Below are 23,691 nucleotides of genomic sequence, written 5' to 3'. Positions count from 1 at the left end.
AGAGGGCGGTTTTGTCAATAGGCTCCGGGTCTTGGGCGGGCTGTGGGGCGTTTGCGGAACAGGCGCCCGTCGAGGATCAGAAGGCCGAGGGCGAGGAGGGCGAAGCCGAGATAGGCTTGCGGCGGGAGGGTTTCGTCGCGCACGATGGCGCCGAGGGTGATGGCGACGGGCGCGATCAGGAGGGTGCAGAGCAGCAGGTTACCGCTGCCTGCTGAGCTGAGGATGCGGTAGTAAAGGAGATAGGCGCCTGCGGTGGCGATGACGGCGTAATAGGCGATGGCGGTCCATGTGTCCGGCTGGAGCGCGAGGGAGATGGGACCCTCGACCAGCCATGCCGCGGGCAGGGTCACGAGCGTCGATCCGGTGAGCATCCCGGCGGCGGCGACCTCGGGGCGCAAGCCGGAAAGGGTCAGGCGCGCCCAGACGCTGGCGGCGGCGTAGCTGATCGTGCCGCCGATGATGGCCAGCTGCGCGAGCGAGCGGATGTCGAAATTCACTAGGTTGCCCAGACCGATGGCGGTCGCGACACCGAGAAAGCCGATGGTCACGCCGAGGGCGCGGCGCGGCGTCAGTCGCTCGTCCCGGAAGGCGATAGCAGCCGCGAGCACGCCGAAGATCGCGGTCGAGGCGTTGAGGATCGAGGTCAGGCCGGTTTCGATATGGAGCTGTCCCCAGGCCATCAGGCCGAACGGGATCACGTTATTGAGTAGTCCCATGACGAAGAAGGCGCCCCAGATCCGTGGGTCGCGGGGCAGGGCGTCGCGGCGCAGTGCGATGTAGATCCAGAGGACCAGCATAGCCCAGAAGGTCCGGTGGGCGACGGAGGTCAGCGGACCGACCTCATCAAGCGCGATACGGATCGACAGGAACGAGCCGCCCCAGATCAGGGCGAGCAAGGCAAGCTGGATCCAGGCGCCGGTGGAGAGGGTCTTTTGGTCGGTCATGCCCGCAGCCTACGGGGCAGGCGGGCCGAGAGCGATCCGAAACATGCGCATGAAAACGGGCGGCCCCTAAAAAAGGGCTGCCCGTCTGTTCGTTCGCAAGACGGCTTAGAAGCGGAAGCCGATATTCAGGCCGACCGCTACGGCGGAGTTGTCCGAGAAATCGGTATTGGAGCTGTCTTCCGCATCGCCAAGATTGACGAATTCGACACCACCCGTGAGCTTGATATCCTCGTAGTTATATGTGCCGCCGAAGCCAACGCTCGTCAGACCATCCGTCGGGGCAAGGCGGGAAGCTTCCTCGCCATTGCCGGGCTCATGTTTCACGCGGACAAAGGCCGAGAAGTCCTCGGTCAATCTGCGACCGACACCGAGCGTATATTCCATCGCATCGTCATCGATGCCCGTGACGCGGCCACCGGTCGCGTTGAGATAGGCGTCGGGCTGGACTTCCCAAACGGACCATTCCGACCAGCGGATCGTGCCGAACAGCAGCGTGTCCTGTGCAATGCCGGTCTGGAAATCGAGAGCGATGGTTTGCGGCATCTCGATCTCGGTCGTGGTATCGTCGTCGCTCAGATCAGGACGACCGGCGAAAACTTCTTTGGTGTCGAATTCGTATTCAAGGCTGGATTCGTAAGTCAGCGCGACACGAAGTGCGATCTCCGGGCGTTCGTAGGCGACGCCTGCGACATAGCCGACCGCTCCGTCACGCTCGGTTCTGGCCGTGTAAGTGACGTCCGTGGGGCTCAGGGCCGTTCCGCCAAGGCGGGTCGCCTCCGCTCCAAGCTCCTGCGCTGTGGCGAGATCGCCCGCCGCCGCAGCGGCCTGAGCCTCGGCCTGCAGTTCTTGCGCGCGGTTTCCGGCAGCGCCGCGGACGAGGATGTCTGGGATCATGATGTCAGGCTGGGATTCGACGTAACGCAGGCCGCCATAGACCGAGAAATTCGAATTCAGAGCATAGCGCAGCAGAACGGCGGCCTGACGGCTTTTCCACTCTGCCTCGAGGCCGGTGTAGACGCCTTGCGAATACTGCGCGTCCGCGCCGTAGGGCCGGTTCAGGAAGAAGCCAAGGCTTAGCTGATCGTTCAACTGGTTCTTGTAGGCCAGACCGACAGAGAAGTAGTCGTTCGACATATCGCCCGTGCTATCGGATCCGCCAAGAGCGGCGAGATCATCGTCATAATCACCGGTTACATCGGTGGACACCGTGGACCACTGCAGTTCGAGATAGTCACCCGGCTCGTACATTGTCGAATAGGAAAGGCGGTTGCGCTCGATCCCTGCCGCACTGACGGCGGAGGCCGTCATCATGAGTGCTGCGCCGACCGTGAATACTCGTTTCATGTGGGTGTCCCTGTCCTGAAAGTGCCCTGCGATTGAGCACCACCATAGGGATGCGGCATTTTAACGGTCAATTGTGACGCCAAGTCACGCTTATTACCCGAAAGCCCTGTCACATTTTAGCAATATTACCCGCCCGATTTCCGGCGCTCGCCCTCAGATTGAGCAAATTCGCACATATGATGATGGCGGCGCCGGCGAGGACGGCCAGCTCGAGCGCTTCGCCATAGACGGCCCAACCCACGACGGCGATCAGCGGAAGCCGGGCGAAATCCATCGGCATTACGATGGTTGCGAGGGCGAGCGTCAGGGCTGTCGTCAGGCATAGATGCGCGCATAGACCCGCGATCCCGATCAGGACCAACCAGGGTCCGGTTTGCAGATCCGGCAGGGCGATGTCCCCGTCATAGCCCGCGCAGACCAGGCCAAAGACGACCTGCGTTGCAGTCAGGTAAACCAGGATCTCGGTCAGGCTTTGGGTCCGCGTCAGCTTGCGCGTCAAAAGGTTGGTGATCGCGAAAAAGATCGCCGCACCCGCGGCTGCGAGCGTTCCGATATCGAGAGTGCTGGCAGACGGGCGCGTGACCAGCAGGATCCCGGCAAAGCCGATGGCGCCCGCCAGCAGGTTCATCGCGGTGAGGCGTTCGCGCAAGATCAGCGGCGTCAGCAGCATCGCCCAGATCGGCGAGGTGAATTCCAGCGCAAAGACCTGCGCGAGCGGGATCAGGGCGATGGCCGCGAACCAAAGGTTCTGGCCGGTGAAGTGAAAGACGTTCCGCACCAGATGCGCCCCCGCCTTGGAGGTGCCGACCGTCGCGATGGATCCTGTGAGGGTTGCGATGACAAGGACGATCGGCAGACCCGTCAGGCTTCTGTAGAGCATGATTTCGAACGTATCGAGAATCCCGCCCAGCTGCCGTCCGGCAATGGCCATCGTCGTGAAGGACAGGATGGCGCCGACCATCCAGAACGCCGCTTTGATCGTCGGGGACATGGCCGCGCGGTCAGTCGGACCAGAGGCAGCAGGCCGGCATCGACATCGGCCCGTCCATCGTCGGCACCCGCACCTCGAGCCGGACCGGCAGTGTCGCGCTTAGCGTGCGGCAGCGCCGGGTCTCGATCGTCACATCGAAGGCGGATCTGGCGGTGATCAGGCTGTGATCGGACCGCGTCGCCACCGGGGGAAGTGGCGGATCCAACGTGAAGGTGCCGTCGCCCAGATAATCGAAGGCGACCTCGCTTCCGTTCTCGATCGTCAGGCTGAAGCCAGGATCCGAGCCATGGCAGAGCAGTTTGCGCGCCTCGGCTGTTTGCGGCCACGCAACAAGAGCCGCGAGCCCGGCAAGGATCGCGGTCCGCACGGCAATGAACAGATAGCGCGGCGCGTGGCGCAGCATGACCCCTCCCCAGATGGCCAGATGATGGATACCGGTCGCCTCTCCCGTATCCGTCCTTGCCGATACTGCCTGCCTGCCGCTGGGGCAATAGGTCGATCCGGGGTCAGCCGAACTTTGCCGCCCTCAACCGCGATTTCGGCGCGCTCGAACTGGCCGGTGCGCAGAAGATCCGCGCCATCCGGGGAAGGCGCAACTCACGGATCGTTACAGATCATCGATCGTCAGCGTCACGCGGTCTCCGGCGAACCAGCTATGCCCGTATTCCACAGGCACGCCGTCCGGATCGACGTTGATCCCAACGGTTCTGAGGATCGGATCGCCCTCGGTGACCCGCAGATGCAGCGCCTGAGTGGCATCTGCGGCCGTTGCCGTCAGCCGGGTGGAGGCGCGGGTGTAATCCTCGACCCCGTGCCGGGCCAGCGCGCTCGTGACCGAACGGGTCTCTTCGAGCGCGGCAAGAAGACCGGGAAAGCGCGCCGCTGGAAAGACGCTGCGAAAGACCGCGATGGGCTGGCTGTCCGCGAGCGACAGCCCCTCATAGGCATGGACCTCGGCCTCTTTGGGCAGCTCCAGCGCTTCACGCTCGCTCGGGCCGGCGAGGCGCGTTTCCATGTTCAGAATCTCCTTGGCTGGGATACGGCCCGCGGCGGCGAGGTTCTGGTGAAAGCGCATACGCCGCCCGATCGGATACTCCGTTGGCACCTGCGCCACGAAGACGCCCGCGCCGCGCCGCGCGTGGACGAGGCCGTCCTCCGCCATGGATTTAAGCGCGTGGCGCACCGTATGCCGGTTCACCCCGAACCGGGATGCGAGTTTCACTTCGGTCGGCAGCTTGTCTCCGGATCTGTAGTGACCGTCCGCGATCTCCTGCATCAGCACGGCGGCAATCGATTTCCAGATCGGCGTTCGGGTCATGGTATTGTGAGACCTGTCTCGAGATAAGGATGGACGGGCAGATCGCATGGATCTATTGTTTGTCTAGTTGTATAGATAACTCGGGAATGTGTCTAGATGACCCCAGAACCCCATCCCATGAGCGCCGGACGCTTGATCGCTGTCGTGGGCCCATCGGGTGTGGGCAAGGACACTGTGATGGAGGCGCTTTGCCGCGCCGAGCCGCGCCTGTCTCTGGTTCGCCGCATGATCACCCGGCCTGAAGAGGCGGGCGGCGAGCGGTTCAACGGCATCGATGAAGAGACATTCCGCATGATGGAGCGGGCAGGGGAGTTTGCCCTGTCCTGGGGCGCGCATGGCCTTTTCTACGGCGTCCCCCGCATGATCGAGGCGGATCTTGCGCGCGGCGCGCATCTTTTGGTCAATCTCTCGCGGGGCGTCCTGGGCGAGGCGAGGTCTCGCTTTCCGGATCTCGAGATCCTGACCCTGACGGCCAGTCGCGCCGTTCTGGAAGAGCGGCTGATCGCCCGGGGCCGCGAGAGCTGGGCCGGGGTCGCCAGTCGCCTGGACCGGCCCCAACCGATACCGCCGGAGGGCGCCGTTCTCATCGACAATTCAGGGCCGCTGGACAAGACGGTTCGCATGGCGCTGGAGCAGCTCTATCCGGTCAGCTCGACCCGGCTCAGCTCATGAAACAGTCCGTCCTCCGATGCCTCGCCCATGACTGCCAGAGCGCCGATCCGGTAGGGCTTCGCCAGATGGGGCGCGATCAGCGGCTCGACGCGACGAAGCAAATCCGCACATTCCGAAGGGGCCAAACGACCACTGAGCGTCAAATGAAAATTGAAATCATCGAAGATGTAAGGATAGCCCCAGTCGAGCATCTGCTTGTCCTGCCGGGGGCTCAGCCCCGCCTTGCGGCGCCGGGCGATATCGCCATCCGTCAGCGGGGCCCGGAACGGATCGAACTGCCGCACGACATCGGCGGCCAGCGCGGCCAGCTCGCGGCTCTCCGTCTTGGGTCGAAGCGCCAGAAATCCGTGATCCACGCTCAGCTCCAGCCCGTCCAGCACCACCGCCGCACGATCCCGCGCGAACCCCTCGAGTGCCGCCTCGAGCGCCGCGCGGTTCTGTCCGTCTACCATGCGAAACGGAGCCTTGACGGTGCCGTGAAATCCGTATTTGCGCGGTGTCGCGGTCACCCCCGCGACATCAATCCCGTCCAGATCCAGATGGTCCATGGCGCGCCCGGCCCGGCTGTCCCATCCCAGCCAGCGGGCCGCGAACTCGAACAGATCTCCCGGAGGCGGCGTGTAGAAAATCGTATATCTGGCAAACACTTGACCCCTCCGATCCTGCCCATTCCTGCCAAAGGCGCGTGACAGATCCATGACATATGACCTCGTTCTCTCAAATGCCAAACTCGTCCTGCCGGGCGAGATTTTCCAAGGCAGCCTGCGCGTGGCCGATGGCGTCATCGCCGATATCTCCCCCGGCTCGTCCCGGACCCCGGGGGCGGTGGATTGCGAAGGTGACTACATCTGCCCCGGCCTGATCGAGCTGCATACCGACAACCTCGAGCGGCACATCACGCCGCGCCCCAATGTCGACTGGCCGCACCGCGCTGCGATCCTCGCCCATGACCGAGAGCTGGCAGGCACCGGTATCACGACCGTCTTTGACGCCATCCGCGTCGGATCGATCCTGTCGAACCAGAAGCGGCGCTACGGCAAATATGCCCGCCAGATGGCCAACGAGATCCTCGAGATGCGCGCGGCGGGTGCCCTCAAGATCAGCCACCACCTTCATCTCAGGGCCGAGATCTGTTCCGAGACGCTGACCGAGGAGCTGGACGAATTCGGCGAGGCCGACCGGATCGGCATCGTCTCGATGATGGATCACACCCCCGGACAGCGCCAGTTCCGCGATATCCAGAAGTTCGAGGATTACGTCTGCGGCAAGCACAACTACGACCGGGCGGAATTCGGCGACTATGTCGATTTCCTCTATACGCTTCAGAACAAATACGGCGCCGCCCATGAAGCCGCGACCGTGGCCGCCGCCAGCCGCTTCGGCGCCACGCTGGCCAGCCATGACGACACGACGCCCGAACAGGTCCGCGTCAGCAAGGACCATGGCGTGACCATCGCCGAATTTCCGACCACGATCGAAGCGGCACAAGCCTGCCGTGAGGCGGGCATCGCCACAATCCTCGGCACGCCCAACCTCGTGCGCGGCGGCTCTCATTCGGGCAATGTCGCGGCCAAGGATCTGGCCGAAATCGACCGGCTCGACATCCTGTCTTCGGATTACGTGCCCGCCTCGCTGCTGCTCGGGGCGACGATGTTGGGAGAGATCTGGGGCGATCTGCCCAGGGGCATCGCGACCGTGACGTCGACCCCTGCGCGGTCCGTCGGCCTGACCGACCGCGGAGAGCTTGTGCCAGGCCAGCGCGCAGATCTCGCCCGCTTTGCCATCGCGAGCGGCACCTCCATCGTGAAATCCGTCTGGTCGGCAGGCAGGCAGGTCGCCTGATCCTACTCCGCCGGGGTCTCCACCGGGGGGATATCGATCACCGTCACGCTTTGCCGGTCATGATCGTCGATCACGAGGCGCACCAGATCGCCCGTCTCGCAATAGCGGATTGTCACGCGCTCCAGCGGGATCTCACCGCTTTGGGCCGCGCCCGCGGGGCAGGGGTCCGTGCTCTCGTCGGCTAGACCAGGTCCCGGCATCAAGGCCAGCATCAGAAGGAGCGCCCGCATCTCACTGCCCCTCCTTGCGCTGCTCGATCGTGTAGCCGCCGCCCTGATCGGTCGGCCCGCTATAGGACATCGAAAAGCTGTGCCCGTCACCGACCTGCGTGATCGTGACCGCATAGCCGTTGCCGGTCTGCGTCAGATCCACGCTGTTGCCGTTCCCGGTCTGCGTGATCTTGGCGGTCAGCTGATAGCCCGATTGCTCCATCCGGATCTCGTTCTCGTCGCCGTCCTGCTGGAATGTCGCGGTCAGACCGGTTCCGCCCTCGACGCTATGGCTCGAGGCGATCACGTTGCGATCACCGCTTTGCTGCGCCTTCAGCCCGATCGTGTTGCCGGGGCCGTCCAGCGCGATCTCGACCTCTCCGGCCTCGCCCTGCTGCGCGACGGTCGCGGTGCGGCCCGTGCCCTTGCCCGAGACGGTGACGATGGCGGAATTGTCCGACCCGCCGCTTTGATCGACGTCGACAGTGTCAGTCCCGTTCTGGGGATCGCCGTTGCTCAGCTCCAGCCGCGCGGTATTTCCTGACGAGCCCTGATCGATTGCGGCGACGATCCCGCCGGAGGTCTGCACGATCTCGGCCGAATTGCCCTGCGCTCCCTCGCTTGAGGAGATCTGCGCCTTGCTCGCCGGGCCGGATCCACTTTGCTGGATAACCCCTCGATTACCCGATCCGTTCTGCGAGATCTGCGCTTCCAGCGTCTGCCCGTCCTGAGCGATCTCGCCGCTATTGCTCGTGCCGGGCTGGGTGATCGTGGCCTTGTGCCCTGCGCCGCCTTCATCGCCGCTTTGCTCGATCCGGGCAGAGTTCTCCTGCTGCGATTGATCGATATCCGCGACGTTGAGCCCGCGCGCGCCGGTCTGGATGATCTCGGCGCTATTGGCTTCGGTGCCCGCCACGGATTGGTCGATCCCGGCCTCGTTGCTGCCGCCATTGCCGCTTTGATCGAGCGTAGCGGTGTTCTTCGTGCCGTTCTGATCCACATCCGAGATATGCCCGCCCGTGCCGCCTTGCGTGACGTCGGCCTCGTTTTCAGAGCCGTCCTGAGCGACATTTGATTTCTGGGCCACACCGGTCTGATCGAGCATCGCTGCATTCTGAACGCCGGGCTGCGCGACATTGGCGACATGTCCGGTGCCGCCGCTCTCGCGCCTCTGCGTGACCTCGGCGCTGTTGGCATTGCCGCTTTGATCGACATCGGCGGTATCGGTGCCGGAACTGGCCGAGATGGATTGATCGACCTTCGCCTGATTGTCCTTGCTGCCATCGGTCGATTGATCGATTGCACCGGTGCTGCCGCCACCGGATCCTGCCTGCACGACCTCCGCGCGCTGGTTCTGGCCGGTCTGGTCGATATCGGCCTTGTTGGAGCCGCCATCCCCGCTTTGCGAGATGATCGCCTGAACCCCGCTCGAGCTCTCGCCTTCCTGCGCGATCTGGGCGTTGTTGCCGCCGCCGGTCCCGTCTTGCGTCGCCTCGGCGCTGTTGCCCGCGCCCTTTTGATTGACCGTCGCGATATTGCCTTCGCCCTCGGTGCTCTCATCGATCTGGCGCAGGGTCACGCTGTGCCCGCTGCCCGCCTGGGTGGCAGTCGCCGAATGCTGCCCGCCCGCGCCGTCCTGCACGATATCGACGCTTTGCCGGTCGCCGGTCACATCCACATCCGCCGCGTTCGGTTCGGATCCTGACTGGATCACCCGGCCTGACCGCTCCTTGCCCGCCTTGGCCGAATAGGAGGCTTTGTGCCCCGTCCCGCTTTGGCTGACATGGCCGGTATCGCGTACGCCATCGGCCAGCGTGACCTCGGCGATCAGCCGCTTCCCCGTCTGGGCGATCTGGCTTTCCTGTTCGTTGCCGTAGAGCGTGTGCGTCTGCTTGTTGCCGTCCGGGGCAGGGCTCAGCGGATCGTCGGGGGCGATCGCGCCACCCTCGACCTGATTGCCGGTCTGACGCCCGATGGCCCGGTTGCCGACGCCGTTCTGCTCGACCAGGGCGACGCTGCCATCGCCGCGCTGATCGATGTAAAGGATCCCATCCTCGGCCATCGCGCCGTTCTCGCCTTGCAGGATTCGCACCATGGATCCGTTCGCGCCGCCTTCGGGATCGGTCTGATTCAACGACGCCTCGTTGTTGCGCCCGACCTGATCGACCGTCGCGGTCGAGGCCCTGCCGTCCTGATAGATCCCGGGCGCCTGGGGCGCGAGATCGAGCGTCGTTCCGTCAAACATCTCGAAGCTGTCCGCCCCGTCGATGGCGCGGAGCGGCCGGTTCTCCGCCCCTTCCTGCCGCACCCAGGCGGTGCTGGTCTGGCGCGTTTCGTCATCCGCTTGAACGACCGGAAACTCGTCCTGCGCAGCAAGCGTCGCGGGCCAGAGCGCGGCCCAGGCGGTGGTGAGCAAAAGCGTCTGTCTCATGGCGGTCCTCAATGGTCCCGGCGCTCTTCGCCGAGCGTCAGGTTCTTGACCGGATCGTCGACCTGGCTGGCCCAGAAATCCGTGCAAAATTGCTCGAACTTGCGGCCCAAAGCCATCGCCTCGCGCGCATCGTTCCAGCCGTCATCGGCGGCCGACAGATCCTCCTTGGCGTCCTCGTCTTCGTCCTCATCCTCCTCGTCCTCAGAGGCCCCATTTTCCTCGGATTTGGACGCCTTCTTCTCCTTCTTCTTCTTTTTCTTGGAGGTCTGCTCGTCCTGCTCCTCCTCTTCTTCCTCCTCCTCGCGTTCCTGATCCTCGCCCTTCTCATCCGGCTGCACCTGCTCGGGCGCGGGGCCCAGAAGGCTCTCGATCCGGTCGTATTCTTCAAGCCGGCGCGCATGCCGCTCCTTCTGCTGGCGCGCCAGGTCGATCACATCGGTCGGCGCCACGATCCCGGCGAAGTAAAGCTTAAGCATCCCAGGATCATTCATCGGCTCACGTAGCCAGGTGCGCAAAGCTGCCTCTCCGGCAGGGGTGATCGTGTAGGAGGTGCGGGGCCGCCCGTAGGTCCGCTCTGCCTGTTCGTAAAGCAGCCCCGCCGCCGCGAGCCGCGCGGATTCGGCAAAGAACGGATCGCGGTCCTGATCGGCGTAGCTGTCGGCGTCGTGCTGGCGCACGGAGGCCACCATGTAGATCGTCAAAAGCAGGATGCAGGCGACGATGAGGATAAGGATAAGCATCTTCGACAGTCTCCTAGGTCAGTGTTGAAAGGGGGGCGATCAACCCGCTGATGCTGGGCTCCGAGAAGGTCCGCATCAGCCACGGCCAGACCAGCGCGACGACGATCCAGCCCAGCAGAAGCGCCAGCAGAAGAAGGGCGATGAAGCCCTGGTTCTTGATCTTCATGTCGCGACCTCCTTGAGGTATTTCTCCTGTTCGGTGGCCGCCCGATCCGTGTTCACGCGCCAGTCCTCGGCAATGTCGTTCCAGAACTCGAGGCAGGCCCGCTCGAACCGGATCCCGACCCGCGCAGCGGCCAGCGCGTAGCGCCATTCGGGCCGGTTCACGAGAAGCTGTTCGAGCCGTTCGTATTCCGCCAGCCGCGAGCGGTGGATCGTGCTGCGCTGCGACACCGTCTTGTGCGCATCAAAGGGCCCGACGAGCCCCGCGAACTGGTTTTCCAGAAACCCCGGATCATTCGTCGGCTCGCGCAGCCAGGCGCGCAGACCGGCCTCCCCGGCGGGGGTGACGGTATAGGTATGCTCTTCGTCGCCATCCCGGTCGCGCTGCGAAAAGAGCAGGCCCGCAGAAACCAGCTCGTCCGGTTCGGCATAGAAGGGCGCGCGGTCCTGGTCGAAATAGTTTTTGGCGTCGAACCGTCTGAGAGCGGCGACAAGCACGCTCACCAGAAGGATCACGAAGCCGACGATTAGAACAAGATCAAGCATGGGAAAGCTCTCCTTTCATCGATAAATCAACCATCTGCAGCCCGCGGCGCATCCTGCCGCGCGGCCTCTTCCCTGCCGGTGACATTTGAGGCAGGCGTTGCCTCAGGCGCGGGCGCCTCGCCCGAGACCAGTGCCGCCAGCGCCTCGTCCATCGTGTCGCGCATCACCACGCGGTCGCCATGGACGATCACGACCTTTTTCAGCTCCGGCAGACTGGACAGTTGCGCGCCAAGAAGCTGCGAGACCGACGATTTGTCCGCCTGTACGAAAAGCGGCTGCACGTAGATCACAGCGTCTCCCAACGGCAGGGTCAGCAGCTTGCCGCGCGAGACGCGCGACCCCGACTGCATGCGAAGCGTCGTCCAGGCCGAGATCCGCACGTCCTGATCGATCCGCGCCTGCGCCTGCGAGGGGCCCAGAACGGTGGTCGTCGGCGGGAAGGCGTAGGAGACCAGATCGCCCAGCCGGTTCCCGTCGCTGAAGCCCGCCAGATACCCGGTCAGAACGTTCCTGCGGTCGGGGCTGAACGGCTGGACGATGACGAATTCCTCGTTCTCCTCCTCGGGCAGCTGCATATGCATCCAGTAAGGGCGCATATCGGCGCGGCGCCCTTCATGGTTCGGCTCCTCGCGCTCGCGCCGGTCCGAGATGAAGGCGGCATCGGGCGGGATGCGCCAGGCGGCCTCGCGCGAATAGAAGGCCTCTGGCGTCTGCATGTGATAGTCGGACCAGATGACCGCCTGAACGCGGAACAGATCATGCGGATAGCGGAAATGGCGCTGCAGCCCTTCGCTGGCCTCCTCCATCGGCTTGAACGTGTCCGGAAAGACCTTCTGCCAGACCTGAAGGACCTTGTCCTCGGGGTCGACGACGTAAAAATCGACGCTGCCATGATAGGCGTCTACGACCGCCTTGACGCTGCCACGGATATAGTTTGCGGTTCCCGACAACCCAGCTTCGGAGCGGATGAATTCTTCGGGGATCAGCGTGCTGCCGCCTTGCTTGGGCTGCGTGACCTGCGTCAGATCGGTCAGGTTCACGCGCCGTGAATAGGGCATCATGTCCGAGACCGTGTAGACGTCGATGATCCAGTGAATGCGCCCGTCGACCGCGACGGGATAGGGGTTTCGGTCGACCTGCATGTAAGGCACCAGCCGCTGCACCCGGTCGCGGATCTCGCGGTGCATCATCACCTTGTTGTCGCTGTCCAGCAGCAGCGTCAGAGCGAGCCGCAGATCCCAGAACCGGATAGCGAAGACAAAGCGGTGCAGCAGGTGGCGCATGACGATGCCGCCATCGCCGCTGTAATTGTTGAACAGAAACCCGACCTGATCTCGCGGGCACTCTTCGGGGGAGGCATCGGCCCCGGTGCCCGCCGGACGGGCCGTATCGAAAAGCGTGTTCGACTGGCTGGGATCGTCGATGAAGTCGGTCGGGCAATCGCGCTGATTGCCGGAGCTTTGGTTTGGGCGGTCCGGGGCGTTCTGTCCGTCGGGTCCGCTCCTCGGCTGACTGGCCGGATCGAGCGGGCGGTTCAGCTCCAGCGTATCGGTATCGACAAAGGAATAGTCGGGCGAGCGCTCTCCGTAATAGATCCGCGGATTGGCAACCGCGATCTCCTCGACCCCCGCAGTCGGCAGATCGCGGGTCAGGAAATGCGGCATCCCGGCTTCGGTCGCGCGGCTCACATCCGCAGAGACCAGCCCGTGGCCATGGGTGTAGATCATCTTCTGCGCCTGCCAGCGGCGCGAATTGTCGGGCAGGCGGCTGACATTGACCTCGCGTGCGGCGATCATCACCGGGCGAACCTCGCCGTCGATCTCGTAGCGGTCGACATCGACATCAGGGAATTCGTAATAGGTTCTAAGCGACTGCAATTCCTCGAAATTGATCTGCAGCGTCTCGGGATCCCAAAGCCGGATCCGGTCCAGCGTGGCTTGATAGGTCTCGAGCGTCTCGGGCGTCATCGCGGCATTGCCCGGAGTGGTCCGGCGCGTCACCGCATCAAGCCCGAACCCGTAGCGCGTGAACTCCAGATGCTTCTCGATATAGGAGGATTCCCGCTCCAGCTCCTGCGGCTCGACGATCAGCAGCTGATAGATCTTGGGATAGAACCGCGCCGCCGCCAAACCGATCAGGAACAGCCAGATCAGCGCGATCGTCGGCAGGATCCATCCCGGTTTGCGGATATTGATCTGAAAAAGGACAAAGCCTGTCACCACGCCCGTCGCCACGAATTTGTAGGCGACAAGGCTGGCATTGGCATCCGTAAAGCCAAGACCGGTGATCACGCCGCGTTCCGAATAGCTTAGAAGGTGAAGTTCGAGTATCAGGCCCCATCCCAGCATCACGATCAGCATCAGCAAAAGCAGCGAGAAGTGGATATTCACCTGGCCCGGGATCTTTGCGCCCGGCGCCTGAGGGCGCAGTCCTCCGAAAAGGTAGCTGGTGATCGCCGTCAGCAGCAGAACGACCAGAAGTCCGATGAAGGCCCAGCGATTGACGAGCGTGTAGAAGGGCAGATCGAACATGAAATAGCTCAGATCCCGCCCGAACTGCGGATCGACCCGGCCCCAGCTCTCTCCATGCGACCAGAGCAGGTAGGTGTCCCAATGAACATGGGTCTGCAGGGCGATGAACAAACCGCAGAACAGAGCGATTGAGATCGTGAGAGCCTTCCAGAAGGGCGACAGGGCTCGGCGCCAGCGGTCAACCCGCGTCTCGTCCGACGAAATAACCCGATCCGCCGGGGCCAGCTTGCGCGCCAGTGTCATGTTCGCGCCGACGAAAAGCGTCATCAGGACAAGCGGGAACATCCCCATCCAGAACATCGTCTTGAAAAGCGTCAGCAGCACGTCGAGATAGCCGATCGCCTCGTACCAGAGCACTTCGGTATAGGCCCAGACCGACAGCAGGATCGCGAGGATCAGCAGGATGAAGCAGATGACATAGATCAGCACCTGCTTGTTGAGCGCGCCCAGGATCAGCATGACCGCGCCCTTGGCCATTAAGGTGTTGGATGTGCTCATGTCAGCCTCGGAGGTCTGCCGGTGAGCGCGCGCCGGGCTTCCTTGGCCGCAGCGCGGATCGCTCTCTGGTCGGTTTCATCTGCAAGAGCGCGGATGCTCGTGCGCTGCACCCGCTCGATCTGTTCGGTCAGGGCCTGCTTGTGCCGCTCGTTCTCGGTGGCGCGCGCCACATTGGTCAGCATCCGCAGCAGGGCCTTCATCACCGACCGGTCCGACGGCGCCGCCTCGCAGATCGGCGCCACGGCATCATCGAGATAGGCGGCGAAATCCATGCCCGGGACGATCACGCGGGTCGTGCCGTCCTCATCCGCGAAGGCACGGATCCCGACCTCGCGCTTGATCAGCTCCACCAGCACCGATTCCAGCGACTGCATCGCCATGCAGGCCGTCGTCGGATCGTTCACCGCCGGCGACAGGGCCCGCAGCGCGATGTCGACAAGCTGGGTGATCCCGAAACCGAAATCGTCCTGAAACGTCCGCTCATGCCCGACCTGAAACACCGATCTGAGATCCGGGCGGATGTCCTTTTCGATATCAGGCAGCTCCTCCTCCGGATCGCAGGTCCAGATCCAGCCGAAGGGCGTGCCGCTCGAGATGCCGTCGCCATTATGGGTGGTAAAGCAGATCACGACGTCATGCGTGTGCGCCAGATCGACCAGATCCGTGCCGTCGATCCGCTGGACCGTGCCGACCTCCTCGGACCGGATCGGAAGCGCGCGAGGCGGGATCTCGGGCGGTTCCATCATCATCTTACTGTCGGTTTGCCGCTCCATCACGCGGTGGAGCGATTCCAGCGTTTGAACCTCGATATCGCGCAAGATCTTTTCGACCCGCATCGCGTGGATGATGTGATGGATGAAGTGGATGAACGCGCCGACGCAGCAGATCACGAGGAAAAAGCAGATCGTCACTGCAAGGTTCGGCACGTGATCGTTATCTGCCGCGATCGAGCGGATGATCGCCAGCGAATAGACGAAGGTGAAGATGAAAACGCCCAGCACCAATTGCGTGGTCACATCCCGCAGGAACTGCGCGGGCAGGCGGGGCGAATATTGCGATCCCGCGACCTGCAGGACGACCACCATGATCGAGAAAACCAGCGTCGCCACGGTCAGAGAGCTTGAGGCGACCATCTGCACCATATCGCGCGCCCCGGTCGGCCCGCTGGTGGTCAAAAGCCCCCCGATCCGGAACGGCGTCGTGTATTCGACTGTGCTGACATACCAGGCCGTCCCGATCGCGCCGATCGCGGACATGGCGGGGATGATCCAGAACGCATTGAGCAGGAAGACCCGGATCTTGCCCAGCAACGTGGGGATATTGATGTTGTTTCCGTTCATTCGGCAGGCTCCGCATGGCGCAGCGCCTGAGGACGCTGCTTGGGACCGTTGCTGATGACAGCAAGGGTGGAGGACCGGCCCGGACGGACGCGGCTCGAATAGCCAAGATCAGTGCGGATCGCCCGTTCGAAATCGAAGAGCCGCAGCACGTAAGGCAGCCATTCGCGGTAGTTCTCGTAGGTCTCCGGCGCGAGCGGATCGATCTCGACCCCGGTGGCGCGGGACGTCTCGTCGCAATCGCGCAGGAACATTTCGACCCAGGTATCGGGCACGCCCAGATGCGGGCTTTGGGCCGCACGAAACTGCTTGTAGGACACCGGTTTGGCCGTGGTCCGAAGATGGACCGGCACGTAGCGGTCCTGCAGATCCTCGACCAGCTCATCAAGGCCGACCTCAAGCGCCTTGAGGTTCGGGCTGGTCCGCGCGCGATGCCCCTCCGGCAGGCACCAGCGCAGGGCTGTCACGATCCGCCGCAGCGCAAACAGCGTGTGCGGCACGCCGCGATAGATGCGGATGGGCCGGAAGTAGTACAGCACCGGATAGCGCCGTAGCCCCTCATGCAGCGTCGAGACGCCATCGTTGATTTGGCGCAGCCAATGCTCCAGCTCGCGCGGCTCTCCAGCCTCGAAATGCCAGGACAGCGCATCGAGCGGACGGTCGGGATCGGGGATCCGGTTGCGCAGGAGCGAGGCGAATTTGTTGTAGGCCATCACAGCGCCATGAACGCTCAGAAAATAGGTGATCGTGAAGGTCAGAACCAGATTTCCGAGGATCGCCTCAAGCGCGACAGTCAGCGAATAGGGCATGTTCGACGGGCTGACCTCGACAAAGCCGATGGTCGACAGTGTCACCCAGCTTAGCCGGAAGGCGCCCTGCAAACTGGGCTGCGATCCGCCTCCGGTGATCAGATCCTGATGCGACAGCCCGCCGAAATAGACCAGCGTGAACCCCAGCACGATGCCGAAGATCCAGACCCCGATAATCAGCGGAATCATCAGCGGCGCGGCAAGCGCCAGCATCTGCGGCCGCGCCACGGGCGGCATGATCCGCGAAAAATGCCGCCAGCCCCACCAGAAGATCCGGTAGATGCGGCTCGACACGACGCTCAGACCATTCGCGTCCAGAACGGTCAGAAAAATGTCGAGGAGGATGATGCCTAAAAGCAAAATTCCGGCAAGCGAGATCAGCAAGACGCACCTCCTATCAAGAGCGTGGTTCAGGCAGAACAGATCAACTCGTAAAAACGGGAAACGAACACTCACCATGCCGTTCCCGCAGCGCCAGGGCGCGAGGGAACGGTCAACACCTACGTCAGAATGACCGACGATGACGGCAAGCGGTGAGAGGTCACCACCTGAAGGAGAGATCAGACACAAATCTATGTCTGCCTTTCCTGCGTTAATAATTAACAGTCTGTGGATAAGTTCCTAAAATGATTCAGAAATAAGAGGATATCCGCCACCCTTCTGTGGGTAACTGGCCTGTTAACCTTTATTAACATACTCAACTCAAAGTAAAATATTCTGCCTACTTTCCTGGCGATATGCATGAAAAAAGCGCGCCTTCAAAAGGCGCGCTTTCCATTTCTGACCGGCGGTTGGCCGGGTGTCTTATGACTTACGCAAAGAAGAAGAAGTCCTGCAGCACCAGCTCTGAATCGGTGCTTTCGAACGAGATGACCGCGTCCAGACCGCGCTGCTCGATCACGGCATCGGAGAACGTGATATCTCCGTTCTGAAGCGCCTCGAACGTGTCGGTGCTCGACAGCTCGAGCCGGTCGAACCCGTCGATCAGAAGCAGCTCGTCCTGACCGTTTTCGAAGTCGGTGATGACATCCTGGCCGCTGTCGGCGGTGAAGAAAAAGATGTCCGAGCCGCCATCGCCGGTGAACGTGTCGTTGCCCGCGCCGCCGTTGAACTGGTCGGCACCCGCGCCGCCGCGCAGCATGTCGTTGCCGTCGCCGCCCACGAGGATATCGCTGCCCGCGCCACCATAGAGCTCGTCGTTCTGGCTGCCGCCGCGCAGCTCGTCCTGGCCTTCGCCGCCGCGCAGGATGTCGTCCCCGCCATCGCCGTAAAGCACATCTCCCGAGCCGCCGCCGCGGATCTCGTCAGCCTGACCACCGCCGCGGATCTCATCGGCACCGCCACCGCCGAAGATCGTGTCTTCGCCGCCATTGCCGTTCAGAACATCGGCGCTCTGGCCGCCGCGAATAATGTCGTTCCCGTCGCCGCCATCGATCCGGTCGGTGCCGCTGTCTCCAAAGAGGATATCATTCCCGCTGCCGCCGTTGATCGTGTCATTCCCGGCGCCTCCGCGGATCTCGTCATCGCCTCCGCGCCCCTTCAGAAAATCGGCGCCCGCCAGACCCAGGATGAGATCTGCGCCACCGGCGCCATCAAGGTTATCGGAACCGCCATTACCGCGCGCTTCATCGTCACCATCACCACCTGTCCAGAAGTCATCCATATCGGTGCCTTCGAACATCATGCTCATCATCTGGGTCATATTCATGAGATTGGTCCTTTGTTTTGGGCCCTTTGGCCCCCCTCCGGGGCAAGAGCCGTCTTGACGGATGCGACATCGCATCCTCGGCAGAAAAAGCGACGGCCCCGCACCCATCGTTCCCAAAAAGGTTAACGGGTGGCAGATATCCGCTCAGGTAGAGCGTCAGATGCGCTGTTTCACTCTGCGCGAGAGAGGCCGTGCCGCGAAATATCCCAAACTGCCAAGGCGATGCCCGGCGCCCGGTCGCATCAACAGACATGATGCCGCAGGAGCGGCCGCCGATCAGCGCGCGCAAAAAACTTCGGACAGTCGCCAAGGATCGCCATAGGCTCTGCGTCAAAGTCTCAATAGCAATAGATCTGACAAGGACAGGACGCCCCATGCGCCTCACGACCACAGCCCGCCGCCGCGCCGTCGCCACGCTTATCGCCGCCTTGCTTTCCAGCACCGCGCTCGCCCAGACCGAGGGGCCCGACGTGGCCAATGTCGATCTCGGCCAGTCGGGCGTCGCGCTTTACACGCTCACCCAGACCAACCCCGGAGAGGACGTCTCAATTACCGTGCCGCGGGCCCATGCCGACGACGTTCTGGCGTCCCTGATCGTGCGCGATCCCGTCGGCCGCGTCATCGGCATCACCACCGCCACGCCCGCCGATCTGCCCGAAAGCCTGCGCGGCACCCCCTTCGCGGGCGGTCTGCCCTCGGGCATCACCGCGCTGTTGCGGGCGATGACCGGCAAATCCGTGACCATCACCACGGCGACCGAAGAGGTCACGGGCATCGTTCTGGGCCTGTCCGAACGGAAGGAAGTGCAGGGCGAGACGACGATCACCCATCCCGCCGTCCTCCTCCAGCAAGAGAGCGGCGCGCTGACCGAGCTGATCCTGCGCCCCGGCGCCTCGGTTTCCATCGACCCCGAGATGGGCGATCCGCTGCGCGCCGCCGCAGGCACGATCAATACCGGCGAGGCGGTCAAGACCTTCGATCTTGCGCTCGACAGCGACGCCCCCCGCGAGATCGAGCTGTCCTACGTCACTGAAGCGCCCGCCTGGAAGAACTCTTGGCGTCTGCTGCTCGAGGAGGGGCGCCTGCAGGGCTGGGCCGCCGTCGAAAACGTCTCGGGTCAGGACTGGACCGATATCGATCTGACACTCAGCACCGGCAGCCCGGTCGCCTATAGCCGCGATCTGCTGACGCCTTTGCGGATTGGCCGCCTCGATCCGCCGAACCTGCTCGCAGACCGCCCAAATGTGCGGCTCGATACGGGATTTGCAGCGCCTGCGCCTCGGCAGAGGACCGGAGTAGCCCTCTCTGGCAGTGCGGAGATGGGCATCTTTTCCGGGTTTACCGGGGCAGATATCGCCGTCGAAGAAACAATGATCATGGCTCCGCCCGCCCGCGCGGCCACCGAACTGCGCGGTATCGGTAATGTCCGCTACGCCGTCCCCGAACCCGTTGACCTTGAGGCGGGGCGCACCGCGAACCTTCTCTATATCGACCTCGAGATCGATCCGCAGATCCGCGCGCTCTATCAGCCCGGCCAATCCGACCAGATCCTTCTGGCGGTGGAGCTTAGCGCCGATCAAGCGCTCGCCCCTGGCCTCGTCTCCGTCCGTGATGCCAACGGCTTTGTCGGCGATGCGCCCTTCGCGGGCCTTGCCTCTGGCCAGACGCGGTTCCTGCCCTATGCTTCTGCGCCCAACGCCACCGTGGTCCGCGACGAGGCTGATACGGGCACCCGGATCGATTTCCGGGCGGTCGACGGCATCCTGCGGGTCGAGGTCCGCACCCAGCGCCAGACCCGCTATACCGCGACTGTCCCGGAGGGAGTTGAGATCTTCGCGGTCGAGCATCCCAAAAGCAGCGGACGCTTCATCGAGGCCAATGGCGAGTATGAGGAAAACGCAGGCTTCATCCGCATCTCCCGCGAGGTCGAGGAGGGCGCGGCGGATATCTCGGTGACCGAAGAGACCCGCCTGCTTCAGCAATTCTCGCTCGACTCGAACGGCTTGCGCAACGCGCTCTCCATCACCGCAATCGGCAGCGCCGAGATTGAGGAGGCTGACCGCGCGGTCCTCACCGAGGCCAGCACGATCATGGAACGGATCGAGGAGGCGCAGCAGCGTCTGGGCGATCTGACCGCCGATTACGAGCGGCTGACCGATGAGCAGCAGCGCCTGCGCGACAATCTCCGCGCCGTCCAGCTGGCCGAACTGCGCCGCCGTTACGAGACCGGTCTGATCGAAACCGAGGACGAGATCGAAACGACGCTCGATGCGCTCGACACGGTCCGAAACGAGCTTCGCGAGGCCGAAGCCGAGCTGGGCGACGTCCTTCGCAGATTCTCCTGACGAAAAGGATCCCCGGCCCGCGCAGAAGGCGGGCCGGGGATCCGACTTCAAATCGACGTCCCAGCCCGCCTTGCGCCCCGGCTTTTCGATTCGCGCAAGTCTGGAAAAGCCGACTTTGCGCCAATTCCCCTGCAATCTATGATTAGAACTGCCCGGTTTTTTTAGGGGCAATAGTTCTGAGTGCTTTTTTGTGTGAGGTTTTTTATGTCGATTAATCGAAAGGCGGGCTCTTTTGCCGCCCGCGTCTCTGCTGCCGAATTCGCACGCGATCGGGAGCATCCCTGTCACAAGGCCAATGGTGACGAAGTCACCTATTCCGGCGCCCATTTCCCGATGAGCTTCACGAAAGGTCTGTCGCACGATCCCGATACCGGGCTCGTTAAATATCCCCAGCATTTCATCGCGTTTCGAACTGCGATTAATGACGGTCATATCGATGCGTTCAACACACGGGTGCCCGTTCCGCCTTTCTCCGGGCAAACGGCCTTTGGCCGCCGCCAGTGGGAGGCGCCGACCGCCGGGATCACCTACGATCTGGAAGGACCCGACGCGCAATCGGTCACGATGGCCCCGGCGCCCGAGCTTGGATCCGACGAACTGGCCTTCGAGATGGCAGAGGTCTACGAGCTGGCCCTCCTGCGGGACGAGCCTTTTCATGCCTTCGATGCGGATGGCGGCAGTGCCGCGCTGACGCAGGCGCGCGACAGGCTCAACAGCTACAGCTACGCGGCCGCCGGGTTCCCCAACCGGCCCCGAAAGACCGATGAGGCGGGCCTTCTGGATCGCGACACGATTTTCCGCGGCTCCTCTCCGGGTGTCGAAGTCGGGCCCTATGTCTCGCAGTTCCTGCTGATCGGAAACCATATCGACGGTATCGCGAATATCGATGACGGGCAGATCCTTTACGGGGTGCAGCGCATCGATCAGCGGGTTCCGGTCGCCGCAGAGGGCGACGACTACATGCAGACCTGGTCGGACTGGCTGACCGTGCAGAACGGCGCGGATGTGCGCGGGCCGGGCGATCCGGGGCAATCCTTCGTTCCGGGCGCCACGCGATTCATCCAGACCCCGCGCGATCTGGCCACCTATGTGCATTTCGATGCGCTTTATCAGGCCTATCTGAACGCCTGCCTGATCCTTCTGGCCACGAATGCGCCGCGCGATCCGGGCTTCGCGCATCTCGCGGGGGGCCGCAACAGCTTCCCCTCCAGCATCTATAATGCCGGTGCGGATGTGGACGTGAACGGGGACGCGATTGCGATGGCGGGCTTTCAGCCCAATGCGGGAGGCTTTGCCCTGTACGGCGGACCGCATATCCTGTCGATGGTCACAGAGGTGGCGACACGCGCGCTCAAGGCGGCCCGCTATCAGAAGTTCAACCTGCATCTTCGCCTGCGGCCGGAAGCCCTTGCCGCGCGGATGTCGACCAACCACATGCCCGATGCCGCCTTCCCGCAGCTGGGCGGACGGTTCGGCGAGATGCGGGCGGGCATTCAGCCCACCGTCGATGCGATCAACGCATATAATGGCAATGACGACGCGCTCCTGCCGATGGCCTTCGCCGAAGGCTCACCGATGCATCCGTCCTATGCGGCGGGGCACGCGACCGTTGCGGGTGCCTGCGTGACGGTGCTCAAAGCGTTCTTCGACACCGGCGCGGTGTTCGTCACGAACGCAGATGGCGACAGCGCCGCGACCGGGTTCCGCCATGCGACGGCCGAAGATGTCCCGGTCGCCTACGAGGCCTTCAACAACGGCGCGGACCTGCGCCCGGTGCCCCATCCCCTCGCGGCGCCGCTGACCCTCGAAGGAGAGCTCAACAAGCTGGCGGCCAATATCTCGATCGGGCGCAACATGGCCGGGGTCCACTACTTCTCGGACTATTACGACAGCCTGCGCATGGGCGAGGCGATTGCCATCGGAATGCTCGAAGAGCAGGCCTTGTGCTATCCGACCGACCCCTTCGTTCTGTCGGTCCGGACCTTCGACGGCGACACCGTCCCTATCGGCGCCCGCTAGATCGCGCCTTGCCCGGAGCGCGGGACCTCCCCCGCGCTCCACCCATCACTCGCGCATCCATCCCCCCGCGAATGAGACATCCTCGCCCCCCGCAATCGCCCGCGCCCGCTCCAGCTCCGCAACAAGGGCCCGGGACCGCAGCTGTCCCATCCGCACCCCCGCCTCGGGCCAGAACGCCCGCACGACAAGGGTGCCGTCCGCCCGCTTTGCATCAATCCGCCCGATGACCCGGTCGCCTTGCAGCACCGGGAAGACGTAGTACCCATATTGCCGCTTGGCCTCGGGGACGAAGATCTCGATCCGGTAGTGAAAGCCGAAAAGACGCTCCGCCCGCGCCCGGTCGCGCAAGGCCGGATCGAACGGCGACAGAAGGCGCACCCGCGATGACGGCTCGGGCAGGTCCGCTGCACTCTCCAGGATAGACTCGGTCGTAAAGCTGCGGCGGACCGAGCCGTCCGCCATCACGATCTCCGCCTCCAGGATCCGGCCCGAAGCCGCCGCCTCGGCGCACCAGGCCTTGGCCTGCGGGCGCGGGACGATGTCGAAGAAGGCGGCCAGCTCCCCGCTCGTGGCAAAGCCCAACCGCTCTAGCGCCTCGGACATGGCCCAGTCGATGATCTCCGCATCGCTCCTGCGGCTGTTGAGATGCTCGGCCGGGATCACCCGCTCCGCCAGATCGTAATATTTGCGAAAGCCCTTGCGGTGACAGATCGCCAGCCGCCCCGAACGCCAGAGAAATTCCAGCGCCGTTTTGGACGGATGCCAATCCCACCATCCGGTCGAGGATGCCTGCGTCTCGCCGCCAAGATCCGCCGACGACACCGCACCGTGATCCGAGATAGAGCGCAGGACCGTGTCGATCTCTCCGTCCCATCCAGCGCGGCGCGTCTGCGACCAGCGCGCCCGCATAACGGCCTCATCGCGCGCGAATTTCAGGCGCCACATCGGATAGAACGGCATCGGAATGATCGACGCATCATGCGTCCAATGCTCAAAGGCCGTGCGGCGGGCCGAAACGAGGCGCTCCAGCGCCGCCGGGCGGTATCGACCGCGACGCGACCACAAGATCAGATCATGGGCGCGCGCCAGGGTGTTGACGCTGTCCACCTGAACGAAGCCCAGAGCGTGCAGCACATCCTCCAGATCCGCGCCGCGTCCCGGTCCCGATCCGGACCGCAGCAAAAGATGCCGGTCCAGGAACAGACGTCTTGCGCGAGTATTGTCGAGAACCGGGCGTGTCATGGC

20 protein-coding genes are annotated in these 23,691 nt (G+C 63.5%); 4 read left to right on the top strand and 16 right to left on the bottom strand.

Translation table 11 applies throughout. The annotated features are described in order from the left end of the window. Positions 1–14: 14 nt before the first annotated feature. The 5 genes from AAD018_RS07985 to phnF form a co-directional block, all read right to left on the bottom strand. Positions 15–944, bottom strand: coding sequence for a DMT family transporter (locus AAD018_RS07985; protein ID WP_367314966.1), 930 nt, complete (start codon positions 942–944; stop codon positions 15–17). A gap of 105 nt (positions 945–1,049) precedes the next feature. After that, positions 1,050–2,288 carry an outer membrane protein transport protein gene (locus tag AAD018_RS07980; RefSeq protein WP_367314965.1) on the bottom strand — a complete coding sequence of 413 codons (1,239 nt, stop codon included), beginning with the start codon at positions 2,286–2,288 and terminating at the stop codon, positions 1,050–1,052. Positions 2,289–2,397: 109 nt separating this feature from the next. Continuing rightward, on the bottom strand, positions 2,398–3,279 hold the full coding sequence (locus AAD018_RS07975) for a DMT family transporter (RefSeq protein ID WP_367314964.1): 882 nt from the start codon (positions 3,277–3,279) through the stop codon (positions 2,398–2,400). Between the two features lie 10 nt (positions 3,280–3,289). Further along, on the bottom strand, positions 3,290–3,682 hold the full coding sequence (locus AAD018_RS07970; RefSeq protein WP_367314963.1) for a hypothetical protein: 393 nt from the start codon (positions 3,680–3,682) through the stop codon (positions 3,290–3,292). A 204-nt stretch (positions 3,683–3,886) separates the two neighbouring features. Further along, positions 3,887–4,597, bottom strand: a complete 711-nt coding sequence (phnF, locus tag AAD018_RS07965) for a phosphonate metabolism transcriptional regulator PhnF (RefSeq protein ID WP_367314962.1) — start codon at positions 4,595–4,597, stop codon at positions 3,887–3,889. A 117-nt stretch (positions 4,598–4,714) separates the two neighbouring features. Between phnF and phnN the strand changes: the two genes are divergently transcribed. Then, positions 4,715–5,269: a phosphonate metabolism protein/1,5-bisphosphokinase (PRPP-forming) PhnN gene (gene phnN, locus AAD018_RS07960; protein WP_367314961.1), complete on the top strand. Its 555-nt coding sequence runs from the start codon at positions 4,715–4,717 to the stop codon at positions 5,267–5,269. On the opposite strand, the gene AAD018_RS07955 is transcribed toward phnN, so the two are convergent. Continuing rightward, positions 5,236–5,916 (bottom strand): DUF1045 domain-containing protein, encoded by a 681-nt coding sequence (locus AAD018_RS07955; RefSeq protein ID WP_367314960.1) that lies wholly within the window; start codon positions 5,914–5,916, stop codon positions 5,236–5,238. The two genes, phnN and AAD018_RS07955, sit on opposite strands and share 34 nt — an antisense overlap. 49 nt (positions 5,917–5,965) lie before the next feature. On the opposite strand from AAD018_RS07955, the gene AAD018_RS07950 reads away from it, so the two are divergent. Beyond that, on the top strand, positions 5,966–7,111 hold the full coding sequence (locus AAD018_RS07950) for an alpha-D-ribose 1-methylphosphonate 5-triphosphate diphosphatase (protein WP_367314959.1): 1,146 nt from the start codon (positions 5,966–5,968) through the stop codon (positions 7,109–7,111). A 2-nt stretch (positions 7,112–7,113) separates the two neighbouring features. Here AAD018_RS07950 and AAD018_RS07945 read toward each other — a convergent pair whose 3' ends face one another. The 9 genes from AAD018_RS07945 to AAD018_RS07905 form a co-directional block, all read right to left on the bottom strand. Continuing rightward, positions 7,114–7,341: a hypothetical protein gene (locus tag AAD018_RS07945; protein ID WP_367314958.1), complete on the bottom strand. Its 228-nt coding sequence runs from the start codon at positions 7,339–7,341 to the stop codon at positions 7,114–7,116. A 1-nt stretch (position 7,342) separates the two neighbouring features. Then, positions 7,343–9,751, bottom strand: coding sequence for a hypothetical protein (locus AAD018_RS07940; RefSeq protein WP_367314957.1), 2,409 nt, complete (start codon positions 9,749–9,751; stop codon positions 7,343–7,345). An 8-nt stretch (positions 9,752–9,759) separates the two neighbouring features. After that, on the bottom strand, positions 9,760–10,491 hold the full coding sequence (locus tag AAD018_RS07935; protein ID WP_367314956.1) for a PadR family transcriptional regulator: 732 nt from the start codon (positions 10,489–10,491) through the stop codon (positions 9,760–9,762). Positions 10,492–10,504: 13 nt separating this feature from the next. Next, the gene (locus AAD018_RS07930; RefSeq protein ID WP_367314955.1) at positions 10,505–10,657 is read right to left on the bottom strand and encodes a hypothetical protein; all 153 of its coding nucleotides are present in this window, start codon (positions 10,655–10,657) and stop codon (positions 10,505–10,507) included. Continuing rightward, complete coding sequence (locus AAD018_RS07925) at positions 10,654–11,199, bottom strand: hypothetical protein (RefSeq protein ID WP_367314954.1); 546 nt, start codon at positions 11,197–11,199, stop codon at positions 10,654–10,656. Before AAD018_RS07925 ends, AAD018_RS07930 begins: the two co-directional genes overlap by 4 nt. 26 nt (positions 11,200–11,225) lie before the next feature. Then, positions 11,226–14,228: a UPF0182 family protein gene (locus AAD018_RS07920; RefSeq protein ID WP_367314953.1), complete on the bottom strand. Its 3,003-nt coding sequence runs from the start codon at positions 14,226–14,228 to the stop codon at positions 11,226–11,228. Further along, the gene (locus AAD018_RS07915) at positions 14,225–15,568 is read right to left on the bottom strand and encodes a DUF2254 domain-containing protein (protein WP_367314952.1); all 1,344 of its coding nucleotides are present in this window, start codon (positions 15,566–15,568) and stop codon (positions 14,225–14,227) included. The genes AAD018_RS07920 and AAD018_RS07915 overlap by 4 nt, the downstream gene beginning before the upstream one ends. Next, a complete protein-coding gene (locus AAD018_RS07910) occupies positions 15,565–16,758 on the bottom strand; it encodes a hypothetical protein (RefSeq protein ID WP_367314951.1) in 1,194 nt (397 codons plus the stop codon). Before AAD018_RS07910 ends, AAD018_RS07915 begins: the two co-directional genes overlap by 4 nt. Positions 16,759–17,185: 427 nt before the next feature. Continuing rightward, positions 17,186–18,082, bottom strand: a complete 897-nt coding sequence (locus AAD018_RS07905) for a calcium-binding protein (RefSeq protein WP_367314950.1) — start codon at positions 18,080–18,082, stop codon at positions 17,186–17,188. A 374-nt stretch (positions 18,083–18,456) separates the two neighbouring features. Here AAD018_RS07905 and AAD018_RS07900 point away from each other — a divergent pair, with 374 nt between their 5' ends. Together AAD018_RS07900 and AAD018_RS07895 are read left to right on the top strand one after the other, a co-directional pair. Beyond that, complete coding sequence (locus tag AAD018_RS07900) at positions 18,457–20,427, top strand: DUF4139 domain-containing protein (protein WP_367314949.1); 1,971 nt, start codon at positions 18,457–18,459, stop codon at positions 20,425–20,427. Positions 20,428–20,631: 204 nt separating this feature from the next. Further along, positions 20,632–22,446 (top strand): vanadium-dependent haloperoxidase, encoded by a 1,815-nt coding sequence (locus tag AAD018_RS07895; RefSeq protein ID WP_367314948.1) that lies wholly within the window; start codon positions 20,632–20,634, stop codon positions 22,444–22,446. 45 nt (positions 22,447–22,491) lie between these two features. On the opposite strand, the gene AAD018_RS07890 is transcribed toward AAD018_RS07895, so the two are convergent. Continuing rightward, the gene (locus AAD018_RS07890) at positions 22,492–23,688 is read right to left on the bottom strand and encodes a winged helix-turn-helix domain-containing protein (protein ID WP_367314947.1); all 1,197 of its coding nucleotides are present in this window, start codon (positions 23,686–23,688) and stop codon (positions 22,492–22,494) included. Positions 23,689–23,691: the final 3 nt, after the last annotated feature.

Source organism: Aestuariibius insulae, from assembly GCF_040783535.2.
GTDB classification, from domain to species: Bacteria; Pseudomonadota; Alphaproteobacteria; order Rhodobacterales; family Rhodobacteraceae; genus Aestuariibius; species Aestuariibius insulae.
Note: the sequence above shows the minus strand (reverse complement) of the source record. Positions and strands in the feature narration are given on the sequence as shown.